Origin of the sequence: Neorhizobium alkalisoli (assembly GCF_002968635.1) — a bacterium.
In the GTDB taxonomy this organism is placed as follows: Bacteria; Pseudomonadota; Alphaproteobacteria; order Rhizobiales; family Rhizobiaceae; genus Neorhizobium; species Neorhizobium alkalisoli.
In genome coordinates, this window is sequence record NZ_PVBN01000001.1 from 561,106 (window position 1) to 573,193 (window position 12,088).

8 protein-coding genes are annotated in these 12,088 nt (G+C 61.0%); 2 read left to right on the forward strand and 6 right to left on the reverse strand.

The genetic code is table 11. The features are described 5' to 3' along the window. Window positions 1–6: 6 nt before the first annotated feature. Window positions 7–3,261: an alpha-1,4-glucan--maltose-1-phosphate maltosyltransferase gene (locus C5L13_RS02640; RefSeq protein WP_105381682.1), complete on the reverse strand. Its 3,255-nt coding sequence runs from the start codon at window positions 3,259–3,261 to the stop codon at window positions 7–9. A gap of 208 nt (window positions 3,262–3,469) precedes the next feature. On the opposite strand from C5L13_RS02640, the gene C5L13_RS02645 reads away from it, so the two are divergent. Next, on the forward strand, window positions 3,470–4,471 hold the full coding sequence (locus C5L13_RS02645; RefSeq protein WP_105381683.1) for a Gfo/Idh/MocA family protein: 1,002 nt from the start codon (window positions 3,470–3,472) through the stop codon (window positions 4,469–4,471). Window positions 4,472–4,483: 12 nt separating this feature from the next. Here C5L13_RS02645 and ribB read toward each other — a convergent pair whose 3' ends face one another. From ribB to C5L13_RS02660, 3 genes are all read right to left on the reverse strand, one after another. Continuing rightward, complete coding sequence (gene ribB, locus C5L13_RS02650) at window positions 4,484–5,584, reverse strand: 3,4-dihydroxy-2-butanone-4-phosphate synthase (protein ID WP_105381684.1); 1,101 nt, start codon at window positions 5,582–5,584, stop codon at window positions 4,484–4,486. Between the two features lie 11 nt (window positions 5,585–5,595). Continuing rightward, window positions 5,596–6,693 (reverse strand): chorismate synthase, encoded by a 1,098-nt coding sequence (aroC, locus tag C5L13_RS02655; protein WP_105381685.1) that lies wholly within the window; start codon window positions 6,691–6,693, stop codon window positions 5,596–5,598. A gap of 132 nt (window positions 6,694–6,825) precedes the next feature. After that, window positions 6,826–9,987 carry a bifunctional diguanylate cyclase/phosphodiesterase gene (locus C5L13_RS02660; RefSeq protein WP_342588148.1) on the reverse strand — a complete coding sequence of 1,054 codons (3,162 nt, stop codon included), beginning with the start codon at window positions 9,985–9,987 and terminating at the stop codon, window positions 6,826–6,828. Window positions 9,988–10,278: 291 nt separating this feature from the next. Between C5L13_RS02660 and C5L13_RS02670 the strand changes: the two genes are divergently transcribed. After that, the gene (locus C5L13_RS02670) at window positions 10,279–10,539 is read left to right on the forward strand and encodes a DUF1344 domain-containing protein (protein ID WP_105381687.1); all 261 of its coding nucleotides are present in this window, start codon (window positions 10,279–10,281) and stop codon (window positions 10,537–10,539) included. A gap of 51 nt (window positions 10,540–10,590) precedes the next feature. On the opposite strand, the gene C5L13_RS02675 is transcribed toward C5L13_RS02670, so the two are convergent. Beyond that, on the reverse strand, window positions 10,591–11,178 hold the full coding sequence (locus C5L13_RS02675; protein WP_105381688.1) for a histidine phosphatase family protein: 588 nt from the start codon (window positions 11,176–11,178) through the stop codon (window positions 10,591–10,593). Window positions 11,179–11,200: 22 nt separating this feature from the next. Continuing rightward, a complete protein-coding gene (fabI, locus tag C5L13_RS02680) occupies window positions 11,201–12,019 on the reverse strand; it encodes an enoyl-ACP reductase FabI (protein ID WP_105381689.1) in 819 nt (272 codons plus the stop codon). Between the last annotated feature and the right edge of the window lie 69 nt (window positions 12,020–12,088).

Sequence of the window (12,088 nt, forward strand, 5' to 3'; positions counted from 1 at the left end):
CCTCCCTTACCTCACGCGCCAGATCGCAAATGGCAGGCCATGATGCGGATCGAGCCGGATGCGCTGGACCTTTCCGGTCAATGTGAATTTCTGGCCGGTAATCAGGTCTTCGACGTCAAGTGCGCCATGGTCCGGGAGGTTCCATGACCAGAGCGGAATTTCGACATCCGCCTCCTGAGCGTTATGGGGATCGAGGTTGACGGCAATGAGCAGAGCATTCTCGCGTCCGGGGCTCGTCCTCTCATAGAACATGATGTTGTCGTTCCAGGCCGCGAGGAGCTGCAGGCCGAGATGTGAATGGAGCGCCGGGTTCTCGCTCCTGATCCGGTTGAGCAGGGTAATTTCGGATTTGATGTTGCCCGGCCGGTCGTAGTCCCAGGCGCGGATTTCGTATTTTTCGGAATCGGCATATTCCTTGCGCTTGACGTCCGGCCGGCCCTCGCAGAGCTCGAAGCCGTTGTAGACGCCCCAGAGACCGGAAAGCGTGGCGGCGAGCGCTGCGCGGATCAGATAGGCCGGGCGCGGCGCGTTCTGCAGGAAGTCCGGATTGATATCGTGCGTGTTGACGAAGAAGTGCGGTCGGAAGAAATCCTTCGGCTCTTCCGTGGTGATCTCGCGCATATACTGCTCGAGTTCCCACTTGGCGTTCCGCCAGGTGAAATAGGTGTAGGACTGCGAGAAGCCGATCTTCGCCAGCCGGTACATGACCTTCGGTTTGGTGAAGGCTTCCGACAGAAAAACGACCTCCGGATGCCGCGAGCGGATGTCGGCGATCAGCCACTCCCAGAACGGGAAGGGTTTCGTGTGGGGATTGTCGACCCGGAAAAGTTTGACGCCATTGTCGACCCACGTCTGCACGACATCGCGTAACTCCACCCATAGAGAGGGGATCGCATTGCTCGCGTAGAAATCGACATTGACGATGTCTTCGTATTTCTTGGGCGGGTTTTCGGCATATCGGATCGTGCCGTCCGGCCGCCAGTCGAACCATCCCGGATGCTGCTTCAGCCAGGGATGATCGGGCGAGCACTGGATAGCCAGATCGAGCGCGATCTCCAGACCCTCTCCCTCGGCGGCTTCTACCAGGCGCCGGAAATCGTCGAATGTACCAAGTTCGGGATGGATCGCGTCGTGGCCGCCGGCGTCCGAGCCGATCGCATAGGGACTGCCCGGATCGTTTGGCCCCGCGTTGAGCGTGTTGTTCTTGCCCTTGCGGTTTGTCGTGCCGATCGGGTGGATCGGTGGGAAATAGAGCACGTCGAAGCCCATCGCGCGGATTGCCGGCAGGCGGCGGATGACATCGTCGAAGGTGCCGTGCCGATTTGGATCGCCGCTCTGGGAGCGCGGGAAAACCTGGTACCAGCTGGCAAAGGCGGCAGCGGTCCGTTCCGCATCGACGGGGATCACCTGCGAGCGGACGCGATGGGGTCGGCGGTCCGCCTCCGCCATCAGCTCGGCGGTGTCTGGCGCCAGCAGGATTTCCGTTCGCCGCTGATCCTGAGCCGCCGTCAACTCGTCGAAGAGCTTCTGCAGGCGGGATTTGATCTTGCCCTCCGCATAATCGAGCGCATCCAGGACGAGATTGATCCCTTCCTGGATTTCCAGCCGAAGATCCAGCCGCGCTTCATGTTTCTTGGTGAACTCGTAGCGGAAGATGGCGAAGGGATTGCGCCAGCCCTCGATTGCAAATTCGTGTCGCCCAACGCGCTTTAGGGGAAATTCCGCCTGCCAGCGATCGTTGAGTACCAGCTGCATGGGCGTCTGCTGCCATGCCGTATCGTCCGCAGTGCGCCAGAGCAGCGCCGCTGAAAGCGGATCGTGTCCGTCGCCGAATATGTCGGCCTCCACCTTCACCGTTTCGCCGACCACCCGCTTCACCACGAAGCGGCCGTCGTCGACAGAGGGAGTGATCTTCTCGATGGCAAGTCGCGGAGATGCCGCTGCCGTGTTGATCTCCGGCACGGGGACTGCATCGATAATGGGTATCGACGCCCGTCCCTCGAAGACGCGCAACTCTCCGGGCTTCAGTTTGAGCTGAGGGGCGAAGATTTCGTTCTCGTCCTCGCGCGATGTCAGCGGCAGGAAGGGGGCGGCGGCCTCGCGCAACACGTTGTACGGCGCGTTTGCCACGCGGCGCACATCCCGGTTCAAGACCACGACCCTGATCCGTTCGGAGGTGCGTGGGTCCTCGCTGTCGGTCTGCAGAAGCGCAACGGCGGGTGCCTGGCTGGTGGAAATGAGCCTGAGTGGCTGGCGGGCAAAACCGGCGGCTGTCTTGTTGGTGCTTGCGTTGGTCGCGCGGATATCGCCCGAGAGATCGAAGGATCCGCGTTCCCGCAGCCCCCGCAGGCCGAGCCCGTCGCCGTGCAGGGGATCCAGGGGAACCGCCGCGCCATATTCGAAACCCATGGGGATCATCAGGCCGCTGGCGAAGGTCGATGCCAGCTTCAGTGCCCGGATGGCCTTGCGCTGGAGCACTTCGCAGCTGTCCGTCCCGTGCGCCATGCGCTTGCCGAAGGGAGCCTCCGGGAATGTGACCTGATAGCCGAGTTCCCGCTGGACCTGGTATTCGTCCATGATCCAGCGTTCTTCCAGGTTCCACCATGCGAAGGAGGAGAAGCTGCCGTCGAAACCCGTTCCCTGCAACGCCTTGCGGTCCTCGAATGCGCTGCCGGGTGTCCAGGCGAGGAAGGTCGTTTCCGGCGTGGCTTTGCGGGTCGAGAAAATTAGATCATACCAGGCTTCCGGAGCGATACGGCCAATGCCGAGGCAGCGGAAACCCGCAATCCCGAGCCCCGCCAGCCATGCGAGGCGGTTCCGCCAGTCTTCGATATGGCGGGCTTCGCTCAGGAAATCGATGCGGCGGCTGCAGCTTTCCTGCGGCGCCACACGCGGGTCGGCAATGGTCGGCCTTGCCTCCTCGGTGTCGACAGCAACGCGGTCGATCACGATGTCGAGCATCAGCCTGATGTTGTTTTGGCGTGCGGCGGCAACCAGAGCCTTGAAGCCGTCTTCAGGCGATTGCCCGAGCCCCAGATGAGGGTCCAGCCGGTCGAAATCCTTCGTCACGAAGACACTTGCGTTGGTCCCTCGTTCGAAGAGAGGTGCCGTCAGTACGGTGTCGAAGCCTAGATCTCGCGCGTGGGCAAAGACTTCGCGCCAGGCATCGAGCCCCTTAAGCATCAGGGGGTGGACGTAATAGATCTGAGGCGGCAATTGCGAGAGCGAGATTCGCGATGCGAATTGGGGACGGGTATTCATCGGTGGGGCCCTCGCCGTGAAAGGTTTGCGGTGTAACTGCAAGCCGGGCCGGCTTGTTCCCCTAAAATTGGCGATATCGCCAAGTTGCGAGCGACACTTCGTCCGGATGGAATAGGTGTGACCGGGAGAAAACCTGCGATGTTCCCGCTTCGCAAAAGCCGTCCGCCTCGATAAACAGGTCCTGAGGAAGCGCTTTGGGGAGGCACGGATGACAAAGCTGAAAGTGGCGATGATTGGGCTCGGCATGGCAGCAGGCCATCATGCCCGCAGCCTGCTCGACCTCTCCGACAGGATCGAATGCGTGGCGGCCTACAGCCCGACCGCGGCGAGGCGGGAAGCTTTCGCTGCCCAGCACCCCATCCCCACCTGCGGTGACCTCGATGCCATCTTCGACGATGGGGCAATCGAGGCCGTGCTGATCCTGACGCCGCCGAACACCCATCTCGAACTCGCCCGGCGTGCCGCCGCCGCAAAAAAGCATATCCTTCTCGAAAAGCCGCTCGATATCACGCTCGAAAGATCCGAAACGATCGTCCGCATTGCCGAGCAGGCTGGTGTCCTGTTCGGCGTCGTGCTGCAAAACCGGTTTCGGGCGGCGGTGCTGGCGCTCGACGAGATCGTCAAGACCGGTCGGCTCGGGAGCCTGGTCGAAGCGTCTGCCGCGATCCGCAACTGGCGCCCCCAAAGCTATTACGACGTGGAAGGGCGAGGTACGCGGGCGCGGGATGGCGGCGGGGTCCTGCTGACGCAGGGCATTCACACCATCGATTTGCTGCTGAGCTTTGCAGGTCTTCCCCAGGAGGTCGCGTCCTTTGTCAGGACCAGCCCCATTCATTCCATGGAAACCGAAGATCTGGTGGCGGCGACCTTCTCGTTTGAAGGCGGGGCGATCGGAACCCTGAACGCCACGACTTGCGCCTATCCAGGCTTGCCGGACCGGGTCGAATTGATCGGCACCAAGGGAACTGCGGTCCTCTCGGGCGACACGCTTCAGGCTGCGTTCACGGACGGCACGCGGGTTAGCGCCGGCGGAGACAATTCAGGCAGCGGCGCAGGTGCCGATCCGATGGCCTTCGGGCACGAACTGCACCGTGCCCTCATCGAAAACTTCTGCGACGCCATCGGCAACGCGGCGAGCCTGCGCGTCACGGGCGAGGATGCGCTGAACGCTCACCGTTTCATTGAGGCGATCTTGGCCGCCGGGCGGTAGCAGCAGCTTCCGTCAGCAGATGATGGTCTCGGCGATCTGGATTCCGAAGCCCTCCAGACCGACGTAATGGCGCTCGCTGCGGGTCAGAAGCTTGATCGAGGTGACGCCGAGATCCTTGAGGATCTGTGCACCGAGGCCGATCTCCAGCCATTCGCTTTCGCGCGCCTGAGCTTCCGCGTGGGCCTCCTGATCCTGCCGGAGTTTGCGGCCGTGGTCCGTCTGGCCGACGCCCACTGAGCCTTCCCGGAGATAGATGATGACGCCGCGGCCTTCTTCTGCGATTTTCGCCATATAGGTTTCAAGCGGCCGGCGGGCACCGAACACGTCGCTCGCCACATTTTCGAGATGCAGGCGGACCGGAATTTCCACGCCGTCACGAATGTCGCCGAAGATGATGGCGACATGCTGCATCGGATCCCAGGGAAGCGAGTAGGCGTGCGCCTTCGCCTTGCCGTGTGGCGTTTCGATCTGGAACTCGGACTGCAGTTCGATCAGCGTTTCCTTGCGCTGGCGGTAGGCAATCAGATCTGCCACCGAGACCTGCTTGATGCTGTTCTTCACCGCAAAGTCGGCGACCTGCTGGCCCCGCATCACGGTCCCGTCGTCGTTGACGAGTTCCGAAATCACGCCGATCGGCGGCAGGCCGGCGAGCCGGCAGAGATCGACAGCCGCTTCCGTATGGCCGGAACGCATCAGGACGCCGCCTTCGCGGGCAATGAGGGGGAAGATATGGCCGGGCCGCACGAAATCCGAAGGGCCGGCATTCGGGTTGGCGAGGTTGCGGACGGTGAGCGTCCTGTCGTCGGCGGAAATGCCGGTGGTCGTGCCGTGCTTGAAATCGACGGTAACTGTAAACGCCGTCGTATGGGCGCTGTCGTTTTCGGCCACCATGGCATTGAGGTTCAGCCGCTTGGCTTCCTCGCGCGGCATGGGCGCGCAGACGATGCCGGATGTGTGGCGCACGATGAAGGCCATCTTGTCCGGTGTGCAATGCACGGCGGCGACGATCAGGTCTCCCTCGTTCTCGCGATCGTCATCATCCGTAACCACAATGATTTCGCCGGCTTCGAAGGCCCGGATGGCATCGACAACGCGCTTCTGGTCATAGGTCATGGACGGTCTTCCTAAAGGGTCTGCCCGGTCTGGGCCCGATGACGGAGATAATGGTCGGCGATGGCGCAGGCAACCATGGCTTCGCCGATCGGCACGGCACGGATGCCGACACAGGGATCGTGTCGGCCCTTGGTGCGCACTTCGACATTGTTGCCGGCCGCATCGATCGACTGCCTTTCGGTGAGGATCGAGGAGGTGGGCTTGATGGCAAACCGGGCGACCAGCGGCTGTCCGGTCGAGATTCCCCCGAGGATGCCACCTGCATGGTTGGACAGAAAGATCGGTTTGCCGTCGTTGCCCATGCGCATTTCGTCGGCGTTTTCTTCGCCGGAGAGTTCTGCGGAGGCGAAACCCTCGCCGATTTCGACGCCCTTCACGGCGTTGATGGACATCAGGTAGCTCGCAATGTCCTGATCGAGCTTGCCGTAGATCGGCGCGCCGAGACCCGCCGGCACGCCTTCGGCGACGACCTCCACGACGGCGCCGATCGAGGATCCGCTCTTGCGGACCGAATCGAGATACTCCTCCCACACGGGCACGATCTCTGGATCCGGCGAAAAGAGGGGATTGCGGTCGACCTGCTCCCAATCCCAGTTGGCGCGATTGATCTTGTGCTTGCCGATCTGGATGAGCGCGGCGCGAACGCTGGCGCCCGGCACGACCTTGCGCGCAAGCGCCCCGGCGGCGACGCGCGCGGCGGTTTCGCGGGCGGAGGAGCGACCGCCGCCACGATAGTCGCGGACGCCGTATTTGACGTCGTAGGTAAAGTCCGCATGCCCGGGGCGATATCGCTGGGCGATCTCGCCGTAATCCTTGGAGCGCTGATCGGTGTTCTCGATCAGCATGGAGATCGGCGTGCCGGTCGAGATCATGGTTTCGCCGTCGGCATCCATCATGACACCCGAAAGCACTTTGACGATGTCATCTTCGCGTCGCTGCGTGACGAAACGCGATTGGCCGGGCTTGCGCTTGTCCATCCAGGCCTGGATTTCAGCATTGGTGAAACGGAGACCGGGCGGGCAGCCATCCACGACGCAGCCGAGCGACGGACCATGGCTTTCGCCCCAGGTGGTGACGCGGAAGAGGTGACCGAACGTATTGTGCGACATGGCAATGCGGAACCGTTTGTGGCGGGAGTTGGCCTCCCGCCGACTGCTGACGCGGTTGTCATATGAAAAAGGGCGTCGGGCGACAAGCCTTTCTTATTTGAACGGTTGGACCGCCCGAGTGAACGATGATCTCTAGGCTGCCGCTTTCAGCCAGTTCGCGAGTGCTGCCTGAGTAAAATCGTTGAAGGAGAGCGGTCGCGAAAAGGCGTAACCCTGCAGGAGATCGCAACCCAGTTCGCGCAAGAGCGCAGCGTGCTGCATCGTCTCGACGCCTTCCGCCACCGTCTCGACCCCGAGCGACCGGGCGATGTCGATGATCGAGCGGACAAGCGCACGCTCCTGCGGCGAATGGAGGATCGGCATGACGAGCTGGCGGTCGATCTTGAGGCGCTTCGGCTTCAGCTTCAGAAGACTGACGATGGACGTATGGCCGGTTCCGAAATCATCGATTTCGATATCGATCCCGAGGTCCTTGATGCGCTGCAGGTTTTCAGTGGCGACGTCCTCGCTTTCGTCGAGGAAGATCGATTCCACGAGCTCGAAGGAAATCTCTCCGGGAATGATTTCCAAGGGCTTCAATCTGTCGATCAACCGCTCGTCATGCAGGCGCTTGGAAGAAACGTTCACCGAAACCTTGGGGATCTTGATGCCGCGCGCAAGCCAGCGCAGCTTGTCCCTCATGGCGGTCTCGAGCACGATCTGGTCGAGGGTCGCCGAAACGTTCAGGTCCTCAGCGATCTTCAGGAATTTATCCGGAGCGAGAATCCCGTGATGCGGATGGTTCCAGCGGATCAGCGCCTCGACGCCGACAAGCTCGTTGGTTCGCGCGTCGAACTGCGGCTGATACCAGCTTGTGAATTCGTCGTTGTCTATACCGGCAAGCACCTCGTCGGCGGTGCGCTTGTGGCTGACGATTTCTGCCTGCAGGTTCTGGGTGAAGAATTCGTATCGGTTGCGGCCAAGGCCCTTCGCCCGATAAAGCGCGAGGTCTGCATTGACGAGAGTGCGGCGGGCATCGACATTCATGCCGCTTGCCTGGGCGATGCCGATCGAAACGCCGCAACGGCACGAAAAGCCTTCGAAATCGATTGGCTGGTGGAATTCGACGATGATCCGCTGGGCGAGCTGTGCCATCTCCTCGGCGCTGGCATTGTCGATCGCCAGGATGACGAATTCGTCGCCGCCGATACGGGCTACGACGTCCGTGCCCCGGACATTGCGCGACAGGACGCGTGAGGCATGCACCAGCATGGCGTCTCCTGCTGCATGGCCGAGCGTATCGTTGATCTGCTTGAAGCGGTCGAGATCGAGGTGCAGGAGCGAGAATTTCTGCCGTTCGATCTGGCTTGAACGGGAGAGCCTGTCCAGTTCCACGTCGAGCTTGCGGCGGTTGGCGAGCAGCGTCAGCGGATCGTGCAGCGAATTGTGCTCGATACGGCTCTTGGCAAGCTCGAGTTCCGCGTTCTTGGCGTCGGCTTCATCCTTGGCAGCCTTGAGCTGCTGGGTGAGGATCGCATCCTGGGTGACGTCGAAGGCGATGCCGACCATCTTCTTCGCTCCGTCGCGGGTCACATGCAACTTCCCGATGGAGCGGATATATCGAACCGATCCGTCCTGTTGCAGAACCCGGGCGACGAGCGGTTCCGGCTGGAAATCCTCGTTGAAATGATGCGACCCCTGTTTTGCCAGTTCGCGATCGTCCGGATGGAGGAGGTTGATCCATTCGTCGCCGTAGACGATGCCGTCGGTGTAGGGAATGCCGTGCAACTGGCACATGCGGGCATCCCAGATCTCCGTATGCGTGAGCGGGTCGGACTCCCATATGCCGCAATTGTAGGAGGCGAGGGCGAGGTCGAACCGGGTGGAGAGCTCTTCGAGTTCCTGCTCGCGGTTTGAAAGTTCGTCGAGCGCGAGTTCCAGTTCCGCATTCTTGATGTCGGTGTTTTCCTTGGCGCTCCGCAGGGTCTGGGTCATCACGGTATCGGCGGTTACGTCCCAAACGATGCCGGTCGTTCTATGGGTGCCGTCCGCATTGCGATAGTTGGCACCTGCGGACCTCAGGTAGCGGACCGTACCGTCCGGAAGTTCGACACGGTAGGTCTCGTTGCAGGGGCTGTTGCTGAAGGTGCAGTTGAAGAAGTGTTTCTCGGCGGCTGCCCGATCGTCCTTGTGGACGGAGCTCAGCCAGTCGTCGAGGCGAGTGCCTTTCCCCGCGGGAGCCTGACCGTGCAATTGGGCTGCGCGATCGTCCCAGAAGAGTTCGTGGCTTTCGCCGGCCACCTCCCATATGCCGATATTGGAGGCTTCCATGGCGAGGTGGAAGCGCTGCGACAGCTCCATGAGGTTGAGTTCGCGCGCCTTCAATATCGTGATGTGGCGGTTGCGCTCCGAGATGAGTGACGCGGCGACGAATATCGGCACGATGACCATGCATACCGCCAGAGCTATTCCCAGGCGGAAGCGTGACTGGTTCGGTGGTGTTATGTTCCAGCCGGAATGGGGCGTGGCAAGCATGGTCCAGTTGGCGCCCTTGAGCGGGATCGCCCATTTCATCGGGGACTGTTCTTCGATGGAATCGTCCCCGTAGAAGGCGAAATATTCGGGCCGGTCAGCGTCGCGAAGGACAATGTTCAGCCAATCAAGATTGATAAGGTTCGTCTGCGCAATCGGATTTGGCGAAAAGGTCACGCCGGAGGCTTCGATGAAGGCTCTCTCCTCTATGAGGATGGCAATTGCACCCCATAGACCTCCTCCTTCTTCGGTTTTAGGCACAGGCATGACCAGCGTCAGGTGGTCTTCCTGCGTCCCACTGAGGAAAGACAGACGGCCGCGGCCGTCGACCGACTTCAGACCGCTTGCAAGACGCGCGAGGTCGACATTGCCGATCCGGCCCGATGTGCCGCTAACGATCCCATCGCGGGTAATGACCTGGCTCAGTTCGAAATTGGGCGCGACCGCGACGGCAAAAAAGTGCCGCCCGTTTTTGAAGGCGTTGTCGACGTAGTGCTGGAACCTTTCGACCGAGCCGTCCGAATCCTCTCGCAGGACGTGGACCAAATGATCGGCGGCCAGGATGTCCGTTTCGGCCTGGGATGCAAAACGCTGCGCCAGCAGCCCCGCCACCCGCTCCGTCGTCCCTCGCAGCTCAGCGCGATAGCTTTCGGTATGGTGCTTGTCTATGATCACCGCGATCGCAATAACCATCAGCGCGATGACGAGGGCGATTGCGGCGGGAGCCTTCGGATGCCGAAAAAGGCGCAAAGCTTGAGAAGCGGAGGAACGCGGGAATTTCAATCGCCCGAACCTTTGTCGTTAACTTTTGTGACGTGCAGGAAAAGCCTAGAGGATGGGAGTTAATTTCCGATTGCCCCGGCCGCCGGCAAAATCTGGAAGCGAGTGGCTGGCGTAAACACCCCGGGTAACTCCAGGCGATGGAGCCGAGCGCCTTGGAGCTCTTGAAAAGCGTTAACTATCAAGTCATTACTTGTACGGAAAATGTCATGGTAGCGGGCGATTTTCGCCACAATCGGGAGGCTATCTGTGCGTCGTAACGAGACAACATCGACTCCATCAAGGCCGAAGATCATGCGTATCCTGATTGCTGCTCTGCTTGCCACGGCGAGCATCTTTTCGCCCCTGAATGGCTGGGCGCAGAGCGCTGACGTCGAGGCAACGATCAAGACGGTCGATGTGAAGGCGCTGAGCCTGACATTGGACGACGGAAAAACCTACAAGGTGCCCGAGGAATTTAATTTCGAAGGTCTCAAAGCCGGCGTTAAAGTTCTCGTCTTCTACACGGAAGTGGACGGCCATCGGGTCGTGGACGACCTCGAGATCGTCCAGTAGTTTTGAAATCTATTTGGGCGGTTATGATCCGCTAAGCCGCGGCTCGATTGATCAAAGCCATTCCAGGCGGCCGCAATCTCTGTCGATCCTGAGAATGCGGTCCTGCGGCGTCGGTGCGGCTGCCGCGTCATCTTCAGACAGATTTCCGATCAGGCGGTAGAGCGAGCGGATGACGCCGCCGTGGCTGATGCACACGGTCGGTTGTTCGACGGCCTGCAGCCAGGCGCCGATGCGCCAGCAGAGGATCTCGTAGCTTTCGGCAAATTCCCCCGGGGGAATGAAGCTCCACTTTTCCTGTGCACGAGCCGTGAGGCGGTCCGGCGACGACAGGCTGATTTCCGCCAGCGTGTGGCCTTCCCAATCGCCGAAGGAAAGTTCCCTCAGCCGCTCGTCGATCCGGTAAGCGTTCGGATCGAGCCCCATGGCGGCGCGAAGCCGTTCCATGGTTTCGCGCGTTCGCGACAACGGGCTGGCGATGAAAGCAAAATTTTCCGCCGCCCCGATCAGTTCCCGAAGCTTTTCGCCATTCCGGCTGGCTTGCGACCGGCCCAGCGCATTGAGCGGAATATCCTGCTGTCCCTGCAGACGCCCTTCGGCGTTCCAGTCCGTCTGTCCGTGGCGGATCATGTAGATAAGCACGGCAGACGATTCCTGGTGTCGCTCAGTCCTTGATGACCGAGATGTCCGGAGCGTCGACGGCCTTCATGCCGACGACATGATAGCCGCTGTCCGCATGGTGCGTTTCGCCGGTCACCGAGCGCGACAGGTCAGAAAGCATGTAGAGCCCGACATCGCCGACTTCCTCGATGGTGACGGTGCGGCGCAGCGGCGCATTGTATTCGTTCCACTTGAGGATGTAGCGGAAATCGCCGATCCCCGAGGCCGCCAGCGTCTTGATGGGCCCTGCAGAAATCGCATTCACGCGGATGTTCTTCGGGCCGAGGTCGACCGCGAGATATTTCACGCTCGCTTCGAGCGCGGCCTTGGCAACGCCCATGACATTGTAGTTCGGCATGACTTTCTCAGCGCCGTAATAGGTGAGCGTCAGCATCGAGCCGCCGTCGGTCATCAGCTTTTCCGCCCGGCGCGCGACCGAGGTGAAGGAATAGACCGAGATCTGCATGGTCTTGGCGAAATTTTCCGGCGAGGTGTCGACATAGCGGCCGGTCAGCTCGTCCTTGTCGGAAAAGCCGATCGCATGCACCAGGAAGTCGATCTTGCCCCAATGTTTCTCCACATTGGCGAAAACCTCGTCGACGGAAGCTTCGTCGCCGACATCGCAATGGCCGGCCATGAAGGCGCCGAGTTCTGCCGCGAGCGGCTCGACACGCTTCTTCAGCGCATCACCCTGGTAGGTGAACGCCACTTCGCCGCCCTGCTGGTGAATGGCTTTGGCAATGCCCCAAGCGATGGAGCGGTTGTTGGCAACGCCCATGATGATGCCACGTTTGCCTGCCATGAGGCCGGAAGCCTGAACCATACATTGTCCCCTGAACTTTACGAATGCTGCCTATGACATAGGCAGCCCAAGGGTTCAAGCTGACTTGGA